Origin of the sequence: Hyphomonas sp. CY54-11-8 (genome assembly GCF_000682735.1) — a bacterium.
Lineage (GTDB): Bacteria > Pseudomonadota > Alphaproteobacteria > Caulobacterales > Hyphomonadaceae > Hyphomonas.
On sequence record NZ_AWFD01000001.1, the window covers coordinates 580052 to 601956 of the forward strand.

A 21905-nucleotide genomic window follows, 5' to 3' on the forward strand; every position below is an offset into this window, starting at 1 on the left:
TTGAGGATGAGGAACTTGGTCGCGGGGCACGGGTCACTCATCGTGTTCCAATCGTAGAATTTCCGGCGAAGGCAGAAGCCTTGCCGGTCAAGGCGGGGAACCGGTGATGGGGGCAGGGCAATCGAAGGAGCGACTGGTCCTGCTGGATGGCATGCGGGGCATTGCAGCATTCGCTGTCATTGTGGACCATGTGCCTTCCGAACCGCTTCGACAGCTCCTGTCCGGCCGGTACTTGGCCGTCGACTTTTTCTTCGTGCTGAGCGGGCTCGTCCTGGCCATGGCCTATAGCGACATGGTGAAGGACCGGGCCGGAGTGGCGCGCTTTTTCAAGCTGCGGATTATCCGGCTTTATCCGCTTTACCTGCTCGGTCTGATGATCGGCATGGCGGTGACCCTCGCTTTTGCCTTGAGAGGCTGGGGCGAAGTGGAGCCCGGAAGTTTCGTGCCGTCGGCCATTTCAGGCGTTCTGTTCCTGCCATCGCCCAGCACGTTGGGTGCGGTGCCGCCGAATGATGCCCTGTTTCCCTTTGACGGACCGGCATGGTCGCTGTTCTTCGAACTCGTCGCGAATGCGGCCTGGGCGATCGGCGCATTGCTGGTGGGCGCCCGGCTGAGGCTTGGCTTCCTGGCGATCTGCGCCGTCTGGGTCGGCGTGTCCGTGTTCCATGCAGACCTGCTCGGCGCAGGCTGGCTCTGGTCGGACTTTGATGTCGGGCTCTCCCGCGTGCTGTTTTCCTTCTTTTGCGGGGTGGCGATTCACGACCTTCTGGCCTGGCGCCGGATCGGGAAAGTCCCGGTCCTCCTGCCGCTCGCCCTGTTCCTTTTCATCCTCGCTTTCCCGGCGCCGGACGCCTATCGGCGCGGGTTCGATGTTTTCGCCACGCTGGTCCTGATCCCGGTGACGGTTTACCTGGCGGCGCAGGCCAGCATCTGGCGGGTCGCGGACGGCGCCTGCCGCTGGCTGGGGCAGGTCTCTTACGGGGTCTATATCTTGCACGTACCGCTCTTCATGGGGGCGGGCGTTGTGCTCGCCAAGCTTGGCACGGGGCAGACCTTCAATGTGGTCTTCATGGCCGTGTTTGCGGCCTTGGTTACACACGCCGCCACGGTTTTCTATGAGGTTCCGCTTCAGCGTTGGCTGAAGAAAACCTTTGTGGGGTCAAGGGACAGCGCCCTTCGCCAGCACGTGCAACGCCCGTAAAGGCGCTTGGAAGGAAAACTGGTTTTCAGGATCAGACCCCGCGTCAGGTTTCCGGCAAGGGGAGGGCACCCGCCCAGGCCGGCAGGCGCGTGGCAGCCGCGAAGCCGGCGTGCGCGTCCGGGTGGCCGCAAAATTGCGCATAGGCAGGCATGGCCGCGCGTCCATCGCAGGCGGCAGCGAGGCGGTCATTGAAATGCTCGCGCGGCTTCAGCCAGTCGTTCGCCGCCTTGTCTTTCAAGCCGAAGTGAATGCAGGTCAGGAATACCCGTCCATTCGGGGTGATGCTGCACCAATACCGCGCATCCTGCCCATAGGCCGCCCGCACCGCGACGCGGAAGCAGCTGGCACCAGACCAGCGGCCAGATGCAGACGAGATGCGGCGGGAAGGCTTCGGGAGGCTGCAGGAACGACATGCTGCCCAATATACATCCGGATACGGAGGTGTCGGATGGAATTGCTTTCACGGCATTGATTGCGGCAGGATCAGATGGCTGAAGTGGTGGATGGCTTTCCATATGCGTCATCCCCGGCCGCCCAGCGGTCTGGGGACCCGTCTCCCCTTCGGGAGACTGCAGGAACGACATGCTGCCCAATATACATCCGGACACGGAGGTGTCGGATGGAATTGCTTTCGCGGCAATGATTGCGGCAGGATCAGATGGCTGAAGTGGTGGATCGCTTTCCATATGCGTCATCCCCGGCCGCCCAGCGGTCTGGGGACCCGTCTCCGGACGATGCCCCGGGCACGTCATGGAATGACGCACATGCCGCGTCTTTCAGAGATGGGTGCCCAGATGGCTTGGCGGCCGGGGATGACGCCTGAGGGGGATACCGCATGACCAAACCGGACCGCGCCATGATCATGGACAACGACCCATGATCATACCGGACTATAACGGACTAAACCGGATCAGCCCTTCGCCCAGAGCGCTTTCAGGACGCCTGCAAACTGCTCGGCCCGTTCAGCACAGGCCCAGTGGCCCGCGCCATTTTCGACATGGAGCGGGACATTGTGGTTCTTCGAGAACCGTTCGGCGACGGAGAGGTCGACATAGGGGTCGGTCTCTCCCCAGAAGAGCTGGCCGGGACTGGGCAGGTTCGCAAGGTCGCTGACCCATGGGCCCGAGAAGCGCAGGCCAATGGCGGAGCGGTAGAGCTTCAGGATCGACTGGCGCATCGTCTTGTCTATCAGCGGCACTTCCTCCTTCGCGAGGTCTGCCGGCATGCCGCCCTGGACGAGGGAGGCTTCGAGGCGCGGCTTGTTGCGCATGTTCAGCATGACAAATTCGCCCATCAGGGGCGTTGCCCACATGCGCGCTGTCTGGTGGCCGCGATACTCCGGGTCGATCACGGCATTGGTGACACACCATGTGCGGATCAGGTCCGGCCGGAGGCTGGCGATGCGCAGCGAGAGGAGCGCGCCCCAGTCGTGGCCGACAAGGTCAATCTTCTGCCCTAGCTTCTCGATCTCTCCGATCAGGTGCGCGGTATAGGCATCCTTGGTACAGGAAAAGCCCTTCGGCAGGGGTGTGCCGAAGCCGGGCAGTGCAGGCGCGAAATACTCAGACGGCTGAAGGCCGAGCGCCGCGACGAGCGGCTTCCAGAGGTGGGGCGTATCCGGTACGCCGTGGATGAAGACTTTCATGGCCTATTCCTCTGCAGGTGGAGGAGCAGGCGGGGGCGCCCAGTCCGTTTCGGGCGGGAACACCTCTTCCATCGATCCGGCCAGCGACGGGCCGTAAACCGGGTTCGGCAGGATGAACCAGCCATTGCCCCACATCGGGTCGAAGGCCGGGGCGGCGGTCAGCGCCTTGCGCTCCGGCGGGGTGAGCGCCTTGTCATTGAAGAGGTCGGCGATGTCGCCCAGCTGGTCACCCGCCAGGGCGATGACGCAGTAATCGTCAGAGATCATGTAGCGGCGCCCGTCCTTGCCACTGCCTCCGGGGGCGTCGCCGCGCAGGTAAAGTGTCCGGCCGTGGGCGAACTCGCCGAGGCCGGCGGATTTCAGCGTGTCGGCGGAACCCTGGATGTTCGCATTGGAGCGGTTCGTGTTGACGATGATCTCCACCCCAGCATCACGGATGCGCTTGAAAGCATCCTTCACGCCGGGAATGGCGACCGCCTTGCCCGAGCCGGTTTTTTCCCATTCGTCCCAGATGGCGGGATCGAAGCCGACACCGATCCGGGTGAAATAGCCCATGGAGCCGAGGTTCCAGATCAGCGTCTCGTCGGCATCGAAGACGGCGGCGAGCGGCTGGTCGGCATCGCAGGCCAGGAAGTCGGCCGCCTCGGCCGTCGCGCCAGGCGCCAGCACGACGCTGGTATTCGGGCGGTTCGCGGCCTTCGCCGCGACATAGGACGCGATGGCGTTCCAGTCCTGCTTCAGCGCGATGCGGGATTCCGCCGAGCCATAGAGCCATTGCTGGCCCTGGGTGGGGGCGGCAGGGGCCGGTTCCGGGGCCGTCTCGATCACCTTTACGATGACCTTTTCCGTTGGGGCAGGCTCCGGTGGAGCGGTCTGGCAGGCGGCGAGAAAGGCGATGGTACTGAGGAGAATGCGATGTTTCATGGCGCATTTGTCCTTCAATCCGGCGGAGAAGTCTATCGCGCTCTCGCGACAATGGGCCGGGAAGGTTCCCTTTCGTCACTCTTGCCGGGGCGGGCCCGTTCGGCCATGGATATTGGCAAACCGTGACCGGAGGAGACGATCCATGAAAACCAAGATCACTGAAATGTTCGGCATCGAACGCCCCATCGTCCAGGGCGGCATGCACTATGTCGGCTTTGCCGAAATGGCAGCCGCTGTGTCCAATGCCGGCGGCCTCGGGATCATCACTGCGCTGACGCAGAAGACCCCGGCGGACCTCGCCAACGAGATCGCCCGCTGCAAGGACATGACCGACAAGCCGTTCGGCGTGAACATCACCTTCCTGCCTTCAACCACGCCGCCGGACTATCCGGGCATCGTCGAGGCCGTGATCAAGGGCGGCGTCAAAGTGGTGGAAACCGCCGGCAATAACCCGTCCGCGGTTCTGCCCGCGCTTCAGGGCGCCGGCATCAAGGTGATCCACAAATGTACCGCCGTGCGCCACGCTCTGAAGGCCCAGTCGATCGGCTGCGATGCCGTTTCAGTCGACGGCTTCGAATGCGGCGGCCACCCGGGCGAAGACGATGTGCCGAACTTCATCCTGCTGCCGCGCGCAGCCGATGAGCTGGAAATCCCGTTCATCTCTTCCGGCGGCATGGCCGATGGCCGCTCGCTGGTCGCCTCGCTCGCCATGGGCGCGCAGGGCATGAACATGGGCACGCGCTTCATCGCCACGAAGGAAGCGCCGGTGCACGAGAACGTGAAACAGGCCATCGTTGCCGCGTCCGAGCTCGACACGCGCCTCGTCATGCGCCCGCTGCGCAACACCGAACGTGTGCTGAACAATGCCGGCGTCGAGCGACTGCTGGCAAAAGAGAAGGAACTCGGTTCCAACATCAAGTTCGAGGATATCATCGCCGAAGTCGCCGGTGTCTATCCGAAAATCATGGTGGAAGGCGAAATGGATGCGGGCGCCTGGAGCTGCGGCATGGTCGCAGGCCTGATCCACGACATCCCGACTGTCCAGGAACTGATGGACCGGATCATGAAGGAAGCCGAAGACATCATCTCCGGCACGCTCGCCGGCATGCTGGCAGGCAAGGTTCCGGCCTGATCCGCATGGGGTGGGGAAAATTGAAAACATCCGCCAGCCTGCTGGCCGGGCTCGCACTTGCGACCTGTGCCAGCACGCCGGTGGAGGAACCGGCCAGACAGACAGACAACGTGCTTGCCATGTGTCAGAAGATGACCGCTGATGATGCGGGCCTGACCGAGCGATTGGCCCGGGACGGCGCTGACCTCGATGATTTCTGCGCCTGCTTCGTCACCGTAGAGGCCGGTCTCGACGGGGAAACGCGTCTCCAAACAATTGCGCTGATGACGAAGATCATCGAGATGCGGGACGGGACAGATCTCACCACCGAGGATGTCGCCGAACTGATTGAGGATGATCGGGACGGCAGCCTCTATGGCTTTCCGGAAGAATTCCTGAAACAGGGCGCTCAACCGCTTGAGGATTCGCTGACCAAGGCGAGGCGAAACCCGGAGAGTTGCCGCGCGTCCTAGACGACGCTCACGCCCGGTGCGCCAGCTTCTACCCGCCCGACAATGGCGGCGCCGTCATGGCCGTGGCGTGCGAAAAGGGCGAGCACATCGCCTGCCGCATCCGGCGCGCAGGAGACGAGCAGGCCGCCGCTTGTCTGCGGGTCGCAGAGCAGGTCGCGCTCGGTCTCTGACATCTCGCCGCTGACCATGTGTTTCACTGAGTCCCAGTTGCGGCCCGAGGCGCCGGTCCTCACGCCGTCTTCGGCAAGTTGCCGCGCGCCGTCGAACATGGGTACCTTCGCCTTCTCGATCACCAGCGACACGCCTGCGCCGCGCGCCATTTCGCTGCCATGGCCGAGGAGGCCGAAGCCCGTCACGTCCGTGGCGGCGTGCACGCCGTCCATGGAGGAAAGGTCCGTACCCGGCGTGTTGAGGCGTGTCGTTGAGGCGATCATTTCCTCATAGTGCGCGGGTTCCAGGATCTCCCGCTTCAGGGCCGCGGAATAGATGCCGATGCCGAGCGGCTTGCCGAGGATCAGCACGTCACCTGCTTTTGCATTCGAGTTCATCAGGATGCGGGCCGGGTCGACAAGTCCCATGGCGACGAGGCCATAAATCGGTTCGGCCGCGTCGATGGAATGCCCGCCCGCGATAGGCGCGCCGGCCGTCTCCGCAACCGATTGCCCGCCTGCGAGGATGGCGCGGATTCAGCCATCGGGCGTGACGCGGGTGGGGAATGATCAACAGAGGGCAAAATCCGGCTACGCCATGACCACGCATGACCATACCGGACTATAGGCGACTAGGCCGGACTTAGACCGCGGCGGGCTCGAGCAGGGCGAGGGCCTGGTCCATGAGAGCGTCGCTGGCCGTGCACAGGACCTGTCCGCCGAGGCTGGCGGGGGCGCCGGTCCAGTCTGTCGCGTGGCCGCCTGCGCCGGTGATCACCGGGATCAGGGCCGCGACGTCCCAGGCCTGAAGGCCGGTCTCCGCCACCAGATGCACGGTGCCCCCGGCAAGGCGGGCATAGGCATAGGCATCGAGGCCGTAGCGCGCGAGGCGTGAGGCGCCGCGAAGCTCTGACCATGCCTGCTGTTCCGGGCCTGTCAGGATGAACGGGTCGGTCGTGGAGATCACGGCTTCCGACAGCGACGGGATGTCCGACACTCTCAGCGGGCTGCGTCCGCCGGGCGTCTGCAGCACCGCGCCGCCCGGCCAGCCGATATAGCGCTCGCCCAGAACCGGCTGGTCGATCACGCCGATCACGGGGAAGCCCAGCGGGTCCACCAGAGAGATCAGCGTGGTCCAGACCGGCAGGCCGGCGACGAAGGCGCGTGTGCCATCGACCGGGTCGAGCACCCAGCGCCAACCGGAAGAGGAGGGAGACTCTCCGAATTCTTCGCCGGTGATGCCGTGCTGCGGGCGTTCCTGGGCAATGATGTCGCGCATGGCCTTTTCGGCGGCGCGGTCTGCCTCGGTCACCGGGTCGTAGGACTGACCGGCGGCGGCTTTGTTGTCGATGCTGTTGAGTGCACGAAAATGCGGCCGGATCGCTGACCAGGCCGCATCGGCAAGACGATTCGCGAGCGCGAGATCTTCGTCGAGATTGAAATCAGGGCTCATGCGACCAGCTAGGCCCCAAGCAGCCCGGCCGGTCAAGCATGTAAAAGTAAAGCCGGATCAGGCGGCGCCGTGACCGGATGTGTCGCCTTCAAGCGCCTTTGCCAGTTCCAGCAGCCGACGGCGCGGACGCTCGTCGAGGCGGTAATAGGCGCGGACCAGCTCCAGCGTTTCTTTCTGGCTGAGGATATCGCTTTCGAGGCGCTCGGCATCGTTTGCAGCATCCGGTGCGCCGCTGGCGGGCATGCCGTCGAAGAAATACTGGACCGACACGTTCATCGCCTTGGCCAGTTCGAAGAGGCGCGACGCCGTGATACGGTTGGCACCGCACTCGTATTTCTGGATCTGCTGGAAGCGCACGCCCACCTGGGTCGCTAGGTCTTGCTGGGTCATGCCCAGCAGACGGCGGCGGCGGCGAAGGCGTTTGCCAACGTGCAGGTCTGTTTCATCAGCCATGTGTTTACTCCGGGCGGTCTCTGCATGGGACAGGAGGTGTCCCGTTTCGGTGTTTGCAGCGAACGTCTCGCAAACGGTGTGCCGGGAGGCATGACTGCCCAAATCCCGGGCAGTTTTATGAAAGTTCATACCTGCGGCAGCCTGTCCCTTGCTCGTTTGTGCATCGCAGCATAAATCTGGTCTTGCACTTCGGTGCAGACGCCTCTGGCGTTTCCTCCCTTTGACTTCAAGGCCGCGCTTCACAGCGCGGCCCTTTTTTTGTTCAAAGCCTATTTTCACTGTTTTTATTTGAATTTTACCGGAATTTTCAGGCGGTTTGCCTGAGTTCCACAGCCCAGACAGGCGTGGTGGACATTCCGGCCCGCCGAATGCGGCTGTTAACCACGAAACCGGATGCCGTCCCGGAATTCTATTTGAGCCGTGCAAAGCTGCCATGCCAGGTTGCATGGGCGGTTTTTCGCAAAAACGGGCGTAGGTGAAAAATTACACCTTTGGCAGAATCAGCGCCGTATCCAGCAAATTGGAGATGACAACCTCAATGGCCCCGGCGACGTCGTCAAACCGGTCGAGGCGCTCGACGGAATGCTCATCCATGTACAGCCCGCGATTGATCTCGATCTGGAGGGCGTGGACGCCGCGCCGAGGCTTGCCATAGCGCCTTGTCGTGTAGCCGCCGGCATAGGGCGCGTTGCGCGCCACGCTGAAACCAAGTTCACGGAAGGCCCGTTCGGCGCGGCTGGTCAGGCGCGGATCGCAGGAGGCGCCGAACCGGTCCCCCAAGACAATGTCGGCCAGCGCGCGGCGGCCCGGCTGGACGGACGGCATGGAATGGCAGTCGATCAGCACCGCATGGCCATGGATATCCCTGAGGGCGGCGAGTTCGTCGCCAAGGCAGGCATGATAGGCATCGTGAATGTGGCGGAGGCGGGCCTCGCCTTCGTCGGGGGTCAACCTGCGGCTGTAAATCTCGACCCCGCCGGCGGCGACACGGGGCAGGCAGCCAAGGCCGGCCTCGACCCGGGCCGTCGGCATCCCGCAGGCGCGCGGCGGCGGGCCGTCGAACATGGAGGCGTCGAGCTCCCGCGGGTCGCGATTGAGGTCGGCGACCGAGCGGCCGTACCGCGCAGCCAGCAGGCTCGCCCCTGCATCCGGCGCAGACCCGAACAATTCTTCGATGAAGGCATCTTCGGTGCGGCGCAGATCCATCACCGGAACCCTCAGCACTTCCAGCATGCTTTCAGGATATAGAGAGCCGGAATGCGGGGAGGCGAACAGGAAAGGCGCCTGCGGTCCGGCCGGCCGGGTCAGCGTGTAGGGCGGCTCGAAACTCTCCGCCCCAAACGGGCCGGTCCTGACCGGTAAAGGGGAAAGGGGCGGGGTCGGGCGCATCGCACCTATCGTTTGCCTGTTCGTGGCAAGGTCAAGCCCCTCACGGCGTCTTGGGCAGCGGCAAGGTAAAAAAGACAGGCCAAATTTCGCAAAATTCACCCATGATTTACCCGGATCACTGTTTATGCTTAGGCTTGTAGGACGGACGAAGGGGGCCCCGGGTGACCAAGATCCTGTTGGCTGAAGATGATGATTCCATGCGCGCCTTCCTGGCCGCGGCGCTGCGCCGTGCCAGCCATGAGGTGCAGGACTATGCGGACGGCGAAACGGCGCTGGCCGCGCTGGAGCGTGAAGTCTTCGACCTTTTGCTGACCGACATTGTGATGCCGGGCCTCGATGGCATTGAACTCGCCCGCCGCGGCGCGGAGCTCGACCCGGCCATGAAGATCGTCTTCATCACAGGTTTTGCCGCTGTGGCACTGTCGTCCGGCTCGCCAACGCCGGCGGGGGCAAAAGTGCTGTCGAAGCCGTTCCACCTCCGCGAAATCGTCGAGGAAGTCGACAAGGTGATGGCCGCCTGAGGGCCGGCGTTTCCGGAAATCGGCCCTGAAAACGACTTGGCCCGGTCTTGAAACCGGGCATTTTCATACCCATCGTTACAATATTGGTGAGGCCAATATCGTAACGCATGGAGAAAATGCCCCATGGCCGAGACTATCCCCACACCCCGCCGCGGGCGCCCTCGCAGTTTCGATGCGCACGAAGTGCTGCAGCAGGTTCAGGACGCCTTCTGGAAAGGCGGCTTCGAGGGCACGTCCATCGACGACCTGACCGGCGCGACGGGCCTCAACCGACCGAGCCTCTATGGCGCCTTCGGCGACAAGCATGCGCTCTACCTTCAGGCCCTGCGGCAATACCGTGAGTCCACGCTGGACGCAGGCCGGCAGATCCTGGAAGACGCGCCGACCCTGCGCACCGCGCTGGAGGATATCTACCGCGCCGCCATCCGTATTTACATGGGAGATGATGACGGCCGTGGCTGTTTCGTTTCCAGCACGGCGCCGCCTGAAGCGGTGCACGATACGTCCGTCCGGCGGGAACTCTCTGCCATGAATGACGGCTTGGATGGCCATTTCGAAGCCCGCATTGCCCGCGCCCAGGCGGAAGGGGAGGTGTGCACCGCCCTGCCGCCGGACGAGGCGGCACGCATCGCGTCTGCCGTGCTGCATTCCCTGTCTGTCCGTGCGCGGGCAGGGGCCTCGAAACGGGCACTGCACGCGCTTGCGCAAAGCGCCGTGGACCTGCTGGCGAAGGCGCCGGAAACAGGGAGTGAATCCGGGAGCGAACCCGGCAACAGCACAGGTGGCTGAAGACGCTTGACGCAGGCGCGCCGATTGTCCATTACCCACGCTTCCTGACGGGGCAAACAGCTCCCGGACGGGCGGTTAGCTCAGTGGTAGAGCACTACGTTGACATCGTAGGGGTCACAAGTTCGAACCTTGTACCGCCCACCATTCTCTCTGAAAATCTGGTTTGATAGCCCGGCAGGGGCTGCATCCGTATTTCGCGTTGACGCCCTGGCGATCAGCGCTTCTGCAATTCCCAGATCCCGGACAATAAAAAACCCTGCCGAAGCAGGGTTTGGTGCCCAGAAGAGGACTCGAACCTCCACGCCTTGCGGCACACGGACCTGAACCGTGCGCGTCTACCAATTCCGCCATCTGGGCACAGGATTGGAAGGCGCGGATGTATAAGCCCGCGGCGCTGTCGTCAACGGGGAATCCCAGCCTTCATCAGCTTTGTTTCCGTCATGGGGCTTGTCGCGGGGCCGTTGCCCGCGGGGGCGGGGTAACCGCACGTCTTCGGCCTGACTCTATTATATGGTGCAGGACCTTCCGGGGTGCGGCGCCGGGCGAAGGCGTGACCCGCATGGAAAGCGGCGCAATGGCTGTCATATTTATGGGCGAAGCAGCTTTTCGGTCAAGAATCCGCCATGTGGAGGTTGGGTCCGGGGCCGGAGCGGCCTAAATGAGACTCAACAGGAAAGAACCGATGACAAGCGCCAACGCAGACACATCGGCCAAGCCTTCCGGGCGTCTGGTCGCCATATCCAACCGCACGGCTGCGGGCAGCGAGAGCAAGGCAGGCGGGCTCGCCGTAGCCCTCTGGGAAACTCTGGTTGAGACCAAGGGGCTGTGGATCGGCTGGTCGGGCCGGGTGCTGGATTTTGAAACCGCGCGGGTCAACTATGTCGAGGAGGAGGGGGTCCAGTTCGCGCTGAGCGACCTCTCACGCCGGCAGTATGACGGGTTCTATCTGGCCTATGCGAACTCGGTGTTGTGGCCGGTCATGCACAACCGGATCGACCTGGCGGTGTTCGAAGCAGACACGTATCGCAGCTACCGGTCCGTCAATGAGAAGTTTGCCCGGATCACGGTTCAGGAAGCCCGGCCGGAAGATTTCGTCTGGGTACATGATTATCATTTCTTCCTGCTCGGCCGGATGATGCGCCAGCGCGGCTGGCAGGGGCGCCTTGGCTGGTTCCTTCACATTCCATTCCCCGCGCCGGAGGCCTTCCGGGCCATCCCGCAGCACAGGGAACTGGGCGAGGCCATGTGCGCCTATGATGTGGTGGGTGTGCAGACCGGCAAGGACTTCTACAATCTGGCACGTTATCTCGAAGAGGAGTTCGGTGCAGAGGAATTGCCCGATGGCCGTTTCCAGGTCGGCGAACGAACCGTCCGCCTGCTGCATTGTCCGATCGGGATTGATGTCGATGCCTTTGTCGAAGCGTCGACATGCGAAGACGCGCAGCTCGCTGCGTCAAAGCTCGACAGGTTCCTGGGCAACCGGCAGCTGGTGCTCGGCGTTGACCGGATGGATTATTCCAAGGGCCTGATCCAGCGCTTCGAAGGCATGGCGGAACTGTTTGACCGGCATCCGGATGTACACGGGCATATTTCCTTCACCCAGATTGCGCCACCTTCGCGCTCGGTTGTCGAAGGTTACCAGCAATTGCGCCAGCAGCTGGATGAATTGTCCGGCCGGATCAATGGCGATTATGGCGACCTCGACTGGATTCCCATTCGCTATCTCGCGCGGGGCTATGACCGCGATGAGATCGCAGGGCTTTATCGGGCGGCGAAAGTGTGCCTCGTCACGCCGCTGCAGGACGGCATGAACCTGGTAGCCAAGGAATTCATCGCGGCGCAGGACCCAGAGGATCCCGGTGTGCTGGTCCTGTCCCAGTTTGCCGGCGCGGCCGAGCAGATGGGGGAAGCCCTGATCGTCAATCCCTACGATTCCGGCGCGATTGCTGAAGCCGTCTACAAGGCCATCCATATGCCGCTGGAGGAGCGTCAGGCCCGCTGGCGGACCCTGATGGATGGCATCCAGGCGCAGGATCTGATCTGGTGGCGGGAGCGGTTCCTGAACGCTGTTCCGGCCGATGCTGAGGTGCCGGTACTTTCATGACAGAACAGATCATCGCGCCGCCGCCGCTGACCGCGGGCGATGCGCTATTTCTAGATTTTGACGGAACGCTGGCCGGGCTACAGGACGATCCCGATACGGTGTTTCTGGCGGCCGGCATGGATAACGTCCTGGAGGCGATTGGCCGCCGGCTGGAAGGGGCGTTGGCGATCTTGTCCGGCCGTGATGCAGGTGATCTCGCGCGCCGGGTGCCGGGCGGGCTGTGGCGGATCGGCAATCATGGCCTGATCCCGCTGGCGCCGAATGCAGACCCGCCGGAAGACCGCGCTGCAGCGCCGGATGCGGTGCGCGGCGTGATCGAAAAGATCAGCGCGATGTTTCATGGCACACGTGTCGAGACCAAAGGCCCGGTGCTGGCCCTGCATTACCGGCAGGCGCCGGGAGCGGTGGACGACCTTGGCAATGCGCTGGCCGAGGCCGGCCTGTCAGGCGCGGGATACCGGATCCAGCATGGCAAGTTCGTCTTCGAGGCAAAGCCTGAAGATGCCAACAAGGGCCGCGCTCTGGCCCGAATGATGCAGGAAGTGCCCTTTTCCGGGCGGCGCCCGGTCATGATTGGTGACGACACGACCGACGAAGATGCTTTCCGGGCTGCGAACAGCCTGGGCGGGTTGACGGTCAAGGTCGGCGCGGGCGACACCCTCGCCCGGTACCGGCTGAAAGATGTCGATGCCGTGCATGCGTATCTGAAGGAGCTGGCTGGGACATGAGCGGACTGGACCTTGGCATTGTGGGCAATGGCACGATTGCCGCCCTGATCAATTCACGTGGCGATTATCAATGGTCCTGCCTGCCGCGGTTCGATGGCCAGCCGGTGTTCAACCAGCTTCTGGGCGGCGGCGGTGCCTTTTCCGTCTGGATGGAAGACCTCGTCTCGCGCACCCAGGCCTACGACCACAACAGCGCCATCCTGCGGACGCGCCTCGAATCCCGTGATGGCGCCATCGTGGAAATCGTCGATTTTGCCCCGCGATTCGAGAATCAGGGGCGGATGTTCCGTCCGGCGGCGCTGGTGCGCCGGTTCCGGGTTCTGGCGGGCACGCCGCGGATGCGGATCACGCTGACCCCGGAAACCGACTGGGGCGGGCGCAAGCTGAAGCCGGTCAGGGGCGTCAACCATGTCCGCTTCGTGGATGAGGAACTTGCCTTCCGCGTCACCACGGATGCGCCGGTCTCCTATATCCTGTCGGGGACCAGCTTCATTCTGGACCGGGAGGCCGCTTTCATTCTGGGAGCGGACGAATCCCTGTCCGATCATCCGGAGGTCATTGCGCGCGACTGGGAAGAGAGGACCCGCCTCTACTGGAAGCGTTGGGCCCGTAGCCTGGCAGTGCCGTTCGAATGGCAGCAGGCCGTGATCCGTGCCGCAATTACGCTGAAGCTCTGCGTCTACGAGGAAACCGGCGGCATCGTCGCGGCCCTCACGACCTCCGTCCCGGAACATGAAGGCTCGGAGCGGAACTGGGACTACCGCTATTGCTGGATCCGGGACGCGTATTTCACGGTCACCGCGCTGAACCGGCTGTCCGGCATGGGGACGCTGGAGCACTATATGCGCTGGGTACGGAACATCGTGGCTCAGTCGAAAGGCGGCCATATCCAGCCGGTTTACGGGATCGGGCTGGAAGCGGACCTGACAGAGGATTTTGCCAGGGAGCTTCCCGGCTATCGCGGCATGGGGCCAGTCCGTGTCGGCAACCAGGCGGCTGAGCACGTCCAGCATGATGTCTATGGTCAGGTTGTCCTGGGCGTTGCGCAGAGTTTCTTCGATACGCGCCTCATGAAACGGCCCGGCCTGACGGAATTCGAGCAGCTGGAGCCGGTGGGCGAGCGCGCCTTCGCCGTGCATGACACGCCGGATGCCGGCATCTGGGAATTCCGTACGATTGCCCATGTGCACACGTCTTCCGCGATCATGTGCTGGGCGGCCTGTGACCGGCTGGCGAAGATAGCCGCGCATCTGGGGCTGCCCGCGCGGGCGGATTACTGGCGCGAGCGGGCCGACATCATTCACGGGACCATCCTGGAGAAGGCCTGGAATGAGGACATTGGTGCGTTCACCGCGGCCTTTGGCGGGGAAGACCTTGATGCGTCTGTCCTGCTGATGGCGGAGATCGGTTTCATCGCGGCAGACGACCCGCGCTATGTGTCTACCGTGCAGGTGATCAACCGGGACCTGCGCGAAGGCGACCATGTCTATCGCTACAAGGTGACCGACGATTTCGGGAAGCCGAAAACCGCCTTTACCGCCTGTACTTTCTGGTTGGTGGATGCCCTGCACCGGATCGGCGAGACCGAGGAAGCGCGGCGCGTCTTCGAAGCGCTGCTGGCGGCCCGCAACCATCTGGGCCTCTTGTCAGAGGATGTCGATACCGACACCGGAGAGCTGTGGGGGAACTTCCCGCAGACCTATTGCATGGTCGGCATCATCAATTCGGCAGCCTTGCTTTCACGGCCCTGGAGCCAGGCGATGTAGGCCGTCTGCCCAATTTTTGGGCAGCGCTGGTGCGGCTTTCTTCAATGCGGGGCGACCTCAGCAGGGCACAGCTATGCCTGATAGCACGCCTTGACCGGGCACAGCCTTGCGTGCGTTGTTGTGATTATGGGAGAGGCACCTCAATTCTTTGATGAAATGGACGGGTTCGACGGAATCGTGCGCGAACCTTATTCGGCATATTCGGACTGGCTGCAGGAGATGAGCCGTCCGGCCCTTCTGAAGAAGTCCGCTGAAGCGCAGGCCTTCTTCCGGCGTACCGGCATCACGTTCAATGTCTATGGCGAAGCCGAAGCGGACGAGCGCCTGATCCCGTTTGACCTGATCCCGCGCATCATCGGAGCGGGGGAGTGGGCGAACCTGGTTCGCGGGATCGAGCAGCGGGTGAAGGCCATCAATGCCTTCCTGCACGACATCTATCACCGGCAGGAGATTATCCGCGCGGGCCGGGTGCCCGAACGCCTGATCCGTGAGAACGACGCCTTCCTGCCGCGCATGATCGGCATGGACCCGCCTGGCGGCATCTACACACACATTGTGGGTGTGGATCTGGTGCGGACCGGGCCGAACGAATTCTTCGTGCTGGAGGACAATGCCCGCACGCCGAGCGGTGTTTCCTACATGCTGGAAAACCGCGAGACGATGCTGAAGATGTTCCCGGAACTCTTCTCGCACATCCGGGTGCAGCCGGTTCAGCAATACCCGACCATGTTGCGCCGGTCCCTGGAGCGGTGCGGGCCGCCTGCGGCAGATGGCAACCGGCCGACTGTGGCTGTGCTGACGCCGGGCATCCATAACTCGGCCTATTTCGAACACGCCTTCCTCGCAGACCAGATGGGGGTCGAGCTGGTGGAAGGGCACGACCTGCGGGTCACCGATGGGCGTATCGCGATGCGGACGACCCGGGGGTATGAACCTGTGGACGTCATCTATCGCCGGATCGATGATGACTTCCTCGACCCATTGAATTTCCGCTCGGACTCCTTGCTGGGTGTCGCGGGCATCTTCGACATTTACCGTTCAGGCGGGATCACGATCGCCAATGCTCCGGGCACGGGCATCGCCGACGACAAGGCGATTTACTCCTACATGCCGGAGATCGTCGAATTCTACACGGGCCAGAAGCCGATCCTGCAGAACGTGCCGACCTGGCGATGTGCAGAAAAGGATGCGCTGGCTTACGTTCTGGACAATCTGGAAGAACTGGTCGTGAAGGAAGTCCACGGGTCAGGCGGATATGGCATGCTGGTCGGTCCCGCAGCCAGCAAGGCGGAGCTCAGGGCCTTCCGCGCCAAGCTGACCGCGAAGCCGGAAAACTATATCGCCCAGCCGACGCTGGCCCTGTCAACCGTCCCTGTGCTGACAAAATCAGGTCTTGCCCCGCGTCACGTTGATCTGCGCCCATTCGTGCTCGTCTCCCCGGAAGGAGTGGAGGTGACGCCCGGCGGGCTGACGCGCGTGGCCATGAAGAAAGGCTCCCTGGTGGTGAACTCCAGCCAGGGGGGCGGAACCAAGGACACCTGGGTCCTGAAGGGGGATTAGAGGTGATGCTGGGTCGCACAGCCGCTGGCCTCTTCTGGCTGGCCCGTTATCTGGAGAGGGCGGAGAATACCTCGCGCCTGGCCGAGGCAGGGTTTCGCCTCGCGCTCACCCGGGCCGAGTCCGATACGGAAGAATGGCGGTCCGTCATTACGACGGCTGGTTGCCAGCAGAGCTATCTGGAAAAGCACGAGACGATCCGGTCGGACAAGATTTTGGACTTCATCCTGCGCGACAAGGAAAATCCCAACAGCGTGTTGTGTGCCTTCCATACCGCGCGCGAGAATGCGCGGATGACACGGACAGCGCTGACGCGGGAAGTGTGGGAAGCGATCAATGATGCCTGGATGAGCGTACGCGATGCCCTGCGCCGTCCGATCCCGGAACGCGACTTGCCGGAAATCCTGTCACTGGTGCGCCGGCAGGGGGCACAGGTCCGCGGCGCGATCACCGGCACGATGCTGCGCAATGATATCTACAATTTCATCCAGATCGGCACATTGGTGGAGCGGGCTGACAACACGTCCCGTATTCTGGATACGAAGTATTATGTGCTGTTGCCGTCCAGCGCATCGATCGGGTCCTCGCTCGACAATGTGCAGTGGGAAATGATCCTCCGCTCAGCCTCCGCAGAGCGCAGCTTCTACTGGCTGCATGGTGGAACCGTCAGCCCGCCAGCCATCGCAGATTTTCTGATCTTTGATGCGCGTCTGCCGCGGTCTCTGGCATTCTGCTATGATATGATCACGGAATATCTCGGCAGGCTTGCCGAGGAGTATGGCGAAAGCACGCCGGCACATGAGTTGGCGATTCGGCAGGAAAACCGGCTGACAGCCTTGAACATTGCGCGGGTCTTTGAGGAGGGGCTCCACGAATTCCTTACCAGCTTCATGGCGCAGAATGCGGCGTTCTCCGCCCAGATCGAAACCGATTACAGGTTCAATGAATAGGCCATGAGACTCCGCATCGATCATACTACCGTCTACAATTACGAGACAGCGTCGAGCTACGCGCTGCAGCAGGTGCGCAAACGTCCTCATGATACGGATGCGCAGACGGTCATTTCCTGGGATCTCGTCCTGGAAGGGGCCAAGAGCGAGGCGAGATATATGGACCATCATGGCAACCATGTCGAACTCGTCTCCATGGAACCGGGAGCAAAGCGCGTCTCGATCTCCTGCCAGGGTGAAGTGGAAACACGGGACACGGCGGGCATACTGACTAGCAACCGGATGGTGCCGCCCCTCTGGCTCTATCGCCGGTTCACCCCGTTGACAAAGGTGGGGAAGGGCGTGCGTGGACTCGTTGCCGAACTTGGCAAGGATCCGGAACTCAATCTCGAAACCCTACATGCCCTGATGAACCTGATCGCAGACTCGGTCGTCTATGACATTGAACCGACAGGGCCGAACACTTCAGCCGAGGAAGCCCTCGAACTTGGTCATGGCGTTTGCCAGGACCATGCGCACATTTTTGCGGCAGCTGCGCGGCTGATGGGTTTCCCGGCCCGGTATGTCGGCGGATACATGATGATGCTGGACCGAGTGGATCAGGAAGCAGGCCATGCCTGGGCGGAAGCCTGGGTCGAGGGGCTCGGCTGGGTCGGATTTGATGCAGCCAACAGGGTTTGTCCCGACGAACGGTACATTCAGGTTGCAACCGGCCTCGACTACCGCGAAGCTGGCCCACTGACAGGGGTGATGTATGGCGGCGAGCAGGAGGTGCTGTCCGTCAATGTCCAGGTCCAACAACAATAAACGGGTCCGAAGAGGTTCGAAGTGACATATTGCGTGGCGATGCGGCTCAACGCGGGGCTCATCTTCATGTCAGACACGCGCACGAATGCGGGTGTCGACAACATTTCCAGGTTCCGGAAGATGTTCACCTGGGAGGAGCCGGGCGAGCGGGTGATTACCGTTCTGACAGCCGGGAACCTTGCGACATCCCAGGCTGTGATCAGTCTTCTCGACGAGCGGACCAAGGCGCCGCATGAACGCCGGCCCAGCCTGCTGGAAGCGCCGACCATGTTCCAGGTCGCCAACATCATCGGTGACACGCTCAAGGAAGTGATCAAGACCCAGAAGATGACCGGCCCGGAATCGGAGGCCGACTATGGCGCAACGATGATCGTGGGCGGGCAGATCACCGGCATCGAGCCGCGCCTGTTCATGATCTATCCGGAAGGCAATTTTATCGAGGCGAGCGAGGAGACACCCTTCTTCCAGATTGGTGAAACCAAATATGGCCGGCCAATCCTGCTGCGCGCCTATGACGCCGGCATGAGTTTCGAGGAAGCGATCAAGCTTCTGTACGTCTCCTTCGACTCGACCCTGAAGGCGAACCTGTCGGTCGGTATGCCGCTTGACCTTCAGGTCGTGGAGCAGGGCGCCCTGAAGGTGACGCATCGCCGCCGTATCGAAGAGGATGATCCTTACTTCCAGACCGTTTCGAACAGCTGGGGAGACGCGCTGAAGCTGGCCTTCAAGTCTTTGCCGGATTTCTCGTTTACAGACTGACGGATCAGACCAGCACGTGGTCCGGTACGTGCTCCCGGTAGAGCTTCTTGCCGAGCTCGACGCGCTGTTCTGCATTGAGCCCTTCGGTGTCGGCCTTCATGCAGGCCTCGATGAGCGGACGCACACCCATTCTGTTTGCCACCTGAATGGCGAGGCCGGGACGGGCGTTCAGCTCCAGGAGCATCGGGCCCTTTCCCTTGTCGAGCACAATGTCGGCACCGAGATAACCAAGGCCGGTCACGTCATAGGCTTTGGCGGCCATCAGCAGCATCTCATCCCAATGCGGCACTGAGATATTGCTGAGCGGGTTGGCCGTATCCGGATGGATGTCGGTCGTCTTGCCTTTTTGCATGCCATAGAGGGTCCGGCCGGTGACGAGGTCCAGGCCGACGCCGACTCCACCCTTGTGAAGGTTTGCCTTGCCGTCCGACTCCGCTGTCGGCAGCCGTACCATTGCGACAAAGGGAATGCCACGCAGCACGATGATGCGAATGTCCGGCACCCCACCGAAACTGATCGGGTCGAACACATCGTCGAACTTCACCCGGTATTCGATCATGGCGATGTCGGGCTGGCCCGACAGGGAATACATGCCTGACAGGATATTGTTGACGTGGAATTTCAGGTCTTCGAGCAATGCACGCTGGCCATTGGAGCGCCGCCAGCCACCGCGCATCGGCCCGAGGATCACCTGGATGCCATTGCCCTGCGACCCATTGGCCGGCTTGATGACGCAGCCGTCTGGATGATTGAGCAGGGTTTCGAGTTTGCGCATTTCCGCCGGGCTGCGGATGAGGCCGTAGAGTTCGGGCGTCTGGATGCCGGCGGCATTGGCCAGGCGCTTGGTTTCCGTCTTGTCGTCGACCAGGCGCATCAGGCGCCGCGGATTATAGTCGTTGATGAGACGGAGGTTCCGCTCATTGATGCCGAGCACGCCGGCCCGGCGAAGGCCAAGCCACGTCTTGATCATTTCGGTTCGGCTTCCTTGGCGAGCTCCCGGAAGCGCCGGATCTCACTCAGCCTCAGGCCGGTATACTTGCCCATCAGCAGGCAGGCCGCCATCAGGACGAGAAGAAGTTCAGGGAAATTGAACAGCAGGAACTCAATATGCTTGTTCGTCATCACCAGGTAGGAGAGCGAGGCCACAAGCATCGAGCCTGCGCCGGCCTTGATGGCATCTTCCGGTGAATACTCTTCCCACATGATCGACATGCGTTCGATCGTCATGGTCAGGATGACCATCGGGAACAGCGAGATCGAAAGTCCCATCCGCATGTTGGCGCTGTTGAACATCTGCGCGATCACCGCCATGCAGATCACAATGAAGATCAGCACCACAGCCAGCCTCGGAACAAGCAATAATCGGAGCTTCTCAAGATAGAAGCGCATGGCCAGGCCAAGCGCGACGAGCAGGGTGAACAGGATCAGGCCGTTCAGCAGGGCTGTCTCACGGAACGCGATGCCGATCAGGATCGGCATGAAGGTTCCGAGCGTTTCGATGCCGATGAACTGGCGCATGAAGACGAGCAGCACGATGCCGGCCGGAATGGTGATCAGCACCTGATAGACGAGCTGTGTGGTGACGGGCAGCCGGTCGAAGCTGAACAGTTCGACCGGTGTGCGGTCAGCCCGCGCCGCCTTGCGCATAACGTCAGAGGCCGAGGAGTCGATCGGCTGGATCGAGACCTGCGGTTCGAAGTCGAACACACCGTCGGCGCGGATCATTTCCTCGGTGCCATACCAGATGGTGAAGAACTCTTTCGGATCGGAACCGATGAAGTAGCGCTTGTCGCGCCCGTCGACATGGTACTCCAGCCAGTGCTGCACTTCCGTGCGGCGACGGGCTTCGTCGAGGTAAACGCCATTGGCGACCCGCGCGCGGATCCCCTGGCTCTGAAGCGCCTCTGCGGCAAGTGTCAGACGGTCGAGCGGCGGCGGCAGGACGGGCAGAAGCGCCTCGATCTCGTCGGCGTCCTTCTGGACGAAGATTTCCTGCAGGATCAGCTCAGCGAGCGAGTCATCATCGGCAGAGCGGCGGCGCATGTCGGAAGACCAGACGAGAAAGGCCTGCCGCTCGAGGTCATTGAGGGATTCCGGTGGGGCGCGGTCAGCCGGTCGGTGCATTTCAGCGGGCAGGGGAGAGCGCTGGGTTTCCCCTTCGAGACGCGCGCGGTAGCGCAGCACCTTGCGGTCGTTGGGATAGCGATAGGTCCAGATCGCCTTGCGGCCATTGTCGTCGTCGGTTTCCAGGCGCAGCCCGAAGGCGCCGTTGTAATACTGTTCCTGCGAAACCCTGCGCGTATCGCTGTTGGACGGGACAAAGGTCTCGATCCGCACCGGCTGGTTGGCGGTATCAAAGTCGAGATAGATTTCGAAATCCCAGGTTGTCGTCTGGGTGCCCGGCGTGAGCGGGTAGTTGTACTGGAACACCTTGATGCCGAAGATCGTCAGCGCGATCGCGGTCAGCACAAAGGCCAGAAGACGGGTGTGAAAAGTGCTAGTCACGCTCAGGTACGTTACATTCGTCGTCGGCAATGAAAGTCGATGCGGAATCGACAAGAACGCGGGACGCGAGGAATTCGCGGCCGATCAGGATGTCGTATTCAAAGTCCTCCCGGTCGGCAAGATTGACTTCAGCCAGACCGCGAACGCCGCCCACACAGATGGGAAGGTGAATCACGGGCCGCCGGATGGTGCCGCCTGTCTTCAGTTTGATCAGGGCGAAACGGCGGACGTCCTGATCGTAGCGAACGGTGCGGCCGTTCTTGCCGCGCAGCCGGAAAGTCACCCAGTCATCCTTACCGGATTTCTTGTACACCTTCACATCGCGACCATAGACCGAGGAGGAGTCAGCGCCGGTATCAAGTTTCCCTTTCATTTCAAGGCCTAACTTGCCGACGTGAACGTCTTCGACATAGCCCAGAACTGTCATGTCATCGCGCCCTTCGCGTTCGGCCATGGCAGGTGCAGGCACCAGCGCCATAACGAGTGCGGCACAGATTGGCAGTCTCAACAGTTTCACGGGGGACCCCCTCCTTCCTGAGCTGTCGCGCGGCAGTCGGCTTAGCATGTGGATGCGTGGTGCGATAGACACTCCACTCGGCGCGCAGGGGCGGCACAAACACC

22 protein-coding genes and 2 tRNA genes are annotated in these 21905 nt (G+C 62.3%); 13 read left to right on the forward strand and 11 right to left on the reverse strand.

Annotated elements, in window-relative coordinates:
- The first annotated feature begins 106 nt into the window (after positions 1 to 106).
- Positions 107 to 1201 (forward strand): acyltransferase, encoded by a 1095-nt coding sequence (locus HY17_RS03045; protein WP_034762022.1) that lies wholly within the window; start codon positions 107 to 109, stop codon positions 1199 to 1201.
- 43 nt (positions 1202 to 1244) lie between these two features.
- On the opposite strand, the gene HY17_RS03050 is transcribed toward HY17_RS03045, so the two are convergent.
- The 3 genes from HY17_RS03050 to HY17_RS03060 form a co-directional block, all read right to left on the reverse strand.
- Positions 1245 to 1526 carry a hypothetical protein gene (locus HY17_RS03050; protein WP_034762025.1) on the reverse strand — a complete coding sequence of 94 codons (282 nt, stop codon included), beginning with the start codon at positions 1524 to 1526 and terminating at the stop codon, positions 1245 to 1247.
- Positions 1527 to 2111: 585 nt separating this feature from the next.
- Positions 2112 to 2846 (reverse strand): alpha/beta fold hydrolase, encoded by a 735-nt coding sequence (locus HY17_RS03055; protein WP_034762028.1) that lies wholly within the window; start codon positions 2844 to 2846, stop codon positions 2112 to 2114.
- 3 nt (positions 2847 to 2849) lie between these two features.
- Positions 2850 to 3770 carry an HAD family acid phosphatase gene (locus tag HY17_RS03060; RefSeq protein WP_034762031.1) on the reverse strand — a complete coding sequence of 307 codons (921 nt, stop codon included), beginning with the start codon at positions 3768 to 3770 and terminating at the stop codon, positions 2850 to 2852.
- Positions 3771 to 3912: 142 nt separating this feature from the next.
- Here HY17_RS03060 and HY17_RS03065 point away from each other — a divergent pair, with 142 nt between their 5' ends.
- On the forward strand, positions 3913 to 4902 hold the full coding sequence (locus HY17_RS03065; RefSeq protein WP_034762034.1) for a nitronate monooxygenase family protein: 990 nt from the start codon (positions 3913 to 3915) through the stop codon (positions 4900 to 4902).
- A gap of 20 nt (positions 4903 to 4922) precedes the next feature.
- Positions 4923 to 5354 (forward strand): hypothetical protein, encoded by a 432-nt coding sequence (locus HY17_RS03070; protein WP_065383074.1) that lies wholly within the window; start codon positions 4923 to 4925, stop codon positions 5352 to 5354.
- Here the strand turns inward: HY17_RS03070 and selD are convergent.
- The 4 genes from selD to HY17_RS03090 all read right to left on the reverse strand — a co-directional run bounded on the left by selD (position 5351) and on the right by HY17_RS03090 (position 8798).
- Positions 5351 to 6040 carry a selenide, water dikinase SelD gene (gene selD, locus HY17_RS03075; protein ID WP_081812933.1) on the reverse strand — a complete coding sequence of 230 codons (690 nt, stop codon included), beginning with the start codon at positions 6038 to 6040 and terminating at the stop codon, positions 5351 to 5353. The genes HY17_RS03070 and selD overlap by 4 nt on opposite strands.
- A 106-nt stretch (positions 6041 to 6146) precedes the next feature.
- Entirely contained in the window at positions 6147 to 6956 is an 810-nt protein-coding gene (hisN, locus tag HY17_RS03080; RefSeq protein WP_034762039.1) for a histidinol-phosphatase, read from the reverse strand.
- A 57-nt stretch (positions 6957 to 7013) separates the two neighbouring features.
- Positions 7014 to 7409: a helix-turn-helix domain-containing protein gene (locus HY17_RS03085; protein WP_034762041.1), complete on the reverse strand. Its 396-nt coding sequence runs from the start codon at positions 7407 to 7409 to the stop codon at positions 7014 to 7016.
- 483 nt (positions 7410 to 7892) lie between these two features.
- A complete protein-coding gene (locus HY17_RS03090; protein ID WP_065382973.1) occupies positions 7893 to 8798 on the reverse strand; it encodes an N-formylglutamate amidohydrolase in 906 nt (301 codons plus the stop codon).
- A gap of 161 nt (positions 8799 to 8959) precedes the next feature.
- Between HY17_RS03090 and cpdR the strand changes: the two genes are divergently transcribed.
- The 3 genes from cpdR (at position 8960) to HY17_RS03105 (ending at position 10252) form a co-directional block, all read left to right on the forward strand.
- Positions 8960 to 9319 carry a cell cycle two-component system response regulator CpdR gene (cpdR, locus tag HY17_RS03095; protein WP_034762043.1) on the forward strand — a complete coding sequence of 120 codons (360 nt, stop codon included), beginning with the start codon at positions 8960 to 8962 and terminating at the stop codon, positions 9317 to 9319.
- A gap of 123 nt (positions 9320 to 9442) precedes the next feature.
- The gene (locus tag HY17_RS03100) at positions 9443 to 10108 is read left to right on the forward strand and encodes a TetR/AcrR family transcriptional regulator (RefSeq protein ID WP_051599573.1); all 666 of its coding nucleotides are present in this window, start codon (positions 9443 to 9445) and stop codon (positions 10106 to 10108) included.
- Positions 10109 to 10177: 69 nt separating this feature from the next.
- Positions 10178 to 10252: transfer RNA gene (locus HY17_RS03105), tRNA-Val, on the forward strand.
- Between the two features lie 128 nt (positions 10253 to 10380).
- Here HY17_RS03105 and HY17_RS03110 read toward each other — a convergent pair.
- A tRNA-Leu gene (locus tag HY17_RS03110) sits at positions 10381 to 10465 on the reverse strand.
- Positions 10466 to 10790: 325 nt separating this feature from the next.
- Here HY17_RS03110 and HY17_RS03115 point away from each other — a divergent pair.
- The 7 genes from HY17_RS03115 (at position 10791) to HY17_RS03145 (ending at position 18779) form a co-directional block, all read left to right on the forward strand.
- Positions 10791 to 12212: a trehalose-6-phosphate synthase gene (locus HY17_RS03115; protein ID WP_051599575.1), complete on the forward strand. Its 1422-nt coding sequence runs from the start codon at positions 10791 to 10793 to the stop codon at positions 12210 to 12212.
- Positions 12209 to 12940: a trehalose-phosphatase gene (gene otsB / locus HY17_RS03120; protein ID WP_034762045.1), complete on the forward strand. Its 732-nt coding sequence runs from the start codon at positions 12209 to 12211 to the stop codon at positions 12938 to 12940. The genes HY17_RS03115 and otsB overlap by 4 nt, the downstream gene beginning before the upstream one ends.
- On the forward strand, positions 12937 to 14706 hold the full coding sequence (locus tag HY17_RS03125; protein WP_034762046.1) for a glycoside hydrolase family 15 protein: 1770 nt from the start codon (positions 12937 to 12939) through the stop codon (positions 14704 to 14706). The genes otsB and HY17_RS03125 overlap by 4 nt, the downstream gene beginning before the upstream one ends.
- A 126-nt stretch (positions 14707 to 14832) precedes the next feature.
- Positions 14833 to 16266 (forward strand): circularly permuted type 2 ATP-grasp protein, encoded by a 1434-nt coding sequence (locus HY17_RS03130; protein WP_034762049.1) that lies wholly within the window; start codon positions 14833 to 14835, stop codon positions 16264 to 16266.
- A 5-nt stretch (positions 16267 to 16271) separates the two neighbouring features.
- Positions 16272 to 17213, forward strand: coding sequence for an alpha-E domain-containing protein (locus tag HY17_RS03135; RefSeq protein WP_034762051.1), 942 nt, complete (start codon positions 16272 to 16274; stop codon positions 17211 to 17213).
- Positions 17214 to 17216: 3 nt separating this feature from the next.
- A complete protein-coding gene (locus tag HY17_RS03140; RefSeq protein ID WP_034762054.1) occupies positions 17217 to 18020 on the forward strand; it encodes a transglutaminase family protein in 804 nt (267 codons plus the stop codon).
- Between the two features lie 21 nt (positions 18021 to 18041).
- Complete coding sequence (locus HY17_RS03145; protein WP_034762056.1) at positions 18042 to 18779, forward strand: proteasome-type protease; 738 nt, start codon at positions 18042 to 18044, stop codon at positions 18777 to 18779.
- Between the two features lie 4 nt (positions 18780 to 18783).
- Here the strand turns inward: HY17_RS03145 and HY17_RS03150 are convergent, their stop codons facing one another.
- Genes HY17_RS03150 through HY17_RS03160 form a run of 3 tightly spaced genes read right to left on the reverse strand, consistent with a single transcriptional unit; the run spans position 18784 to position 21801 of the window.
- Complete coding sequence (locus HY17_RS03150) at positions 18784 to 19749, reverse strand: alpha-L-glutamate ligase-like protein (protein ID WP_034762059.1); 966 nt, start codon at positions 19747 to 19749, stop codon at positions 18784 to 18786.
- Entirely contained in the window at positions 19746 to 21284 is a 1539-nt protein-coding gene (locus HY17_RS03155) for a UUP1 family membrane protein (protein ID WP_051599577.1), read from the reverse strand. Before HY17_RS03155 ends, HY17_RS03150 begins: the two co-directional genes overlap by 4 nt.
- On the reverse strand, positions 21277 to 21801 hold the full coding sequence (locus tag HY17_RS03160; RefSeq protein ID WP_158531464.1) for a RimK/LysX family protein: 525 nt from the start codon (positions 21799 to 21801) through the stop codon (positions 21277 to 21279). Before HY17_RS03160 ends, HY17_RS03155 begins: the two co-directional genes overlap by 8 nt.
- Positions 21802 to 21905: the final 104 nt, after the last annotated feature.

Excerpts from the sequence above, each read along its gene's own strand:
- HY17_RS03060 (WP_034762031.1), bottom strand. The coding sequence starts at position 3,770 with ATGAAACATCGCATTCTCCTCAGTACCATCGCCTTTCTCGCCGCCTGC.
- HY17_RS03140 (WP_034762054.1), top strand. The coding sequence starts at position 17,217 with ATGAGACTCCGCATCGATCATACTACCGTCTACAATTACGAGACAGCG.
- HY17_RS03135 (WP_034762051.1), top strand. The coding sequence starts at position 16,272 with ATGCTGGGTCGCACAGCCGCTGGCCTCTTCTGGCTGGCCCGTTATCTG.
- HY17_RS03045 (WP_034762022.1), top strand. The coding sequence starts at position 107 with ATGGGGGCAGGGCAATCGAAGGAGCGACTGGTCCTGCTGGATGGCATG.
- HY17_RS03115 (WP_051599575.1), top strand. The coding sequence starts at position 10,791 with ATGACAAGCGCCAACGCAGACACATCGGCCAAGCCTTCCGGGCGTCTG.
- HY17_RS03150 (WP_034762059.1), bottom strand. The coding sequence starts at position 19,749 with ATGATCAAGACGTGGCTTGGCCTTCGCCGGGCCGGCGTGCTCGGCATC.
- HY17_RS03100 (WP_051599573.1), top strand. The coding sequence starts at position 9,443 with ATGGCCGAGACTATCCCCACACCCCGCCGCGGGCGCCCTCGCAGTTTC.
- hisN (WP_034762039.1), bottom strand. The coding sequence starts at position 6,956 with ATGAGCCCTGATTTCAATCTCGACGAAGATCTCGCGCTCGCGAATCGT.
- HY17_RS03055 (WP_034762028.1), bottom strand. The coding sequence starts at position 2,846 with ATGAAAGTCTTCATCCACGGCGTACCGGATACGCCCCACCTCTGGAAG.
- otsB (WP_034762045.1), top strand. The coding sequence starts at position 12,209 with ATGACAGAACAGATCATCGCGCCGCCGCCGCTGACCGCGGGCGATGCG.
- HY17_RS03125 (WP_034762046.1), top strand. The coding sequence starts at position 12,937 with ATGAGCGGACTGGACCTTGGCATTGTGGGCAATGGCACGATTGCCGCC.
- HY17_RS03090 (WP_065382973.1), bottom strand. The coding sequence starts at position 8,798 with ATGCGCCCGACCCCGCCCCTTTCCCCTTTACCGGTCAGGACCGGCCCG.
- HY17_RS03085 (WP_034762041.1), bottom strand. The coding sequence starts at position 7,409 with ATGGCTGATGAAACAGACCTGCACGTTGGCAAACGCCTTCGCCGCCGC.
- HY17_RS03065 (WP_034762034.1), top strand. The coding sequence starts at position 3,913 with ATGAAAACCAAGATCACTGAAATGTTCGGCATCGAACGCCCCATCGTC.
- HY17_RS03130 (WP_034762049.1), top strand. The coding sequence starts at position 14,833 with ATGGGAGAGGCACCTCAATTCTTTGATGAAATGGACGGGTTCGACGGA.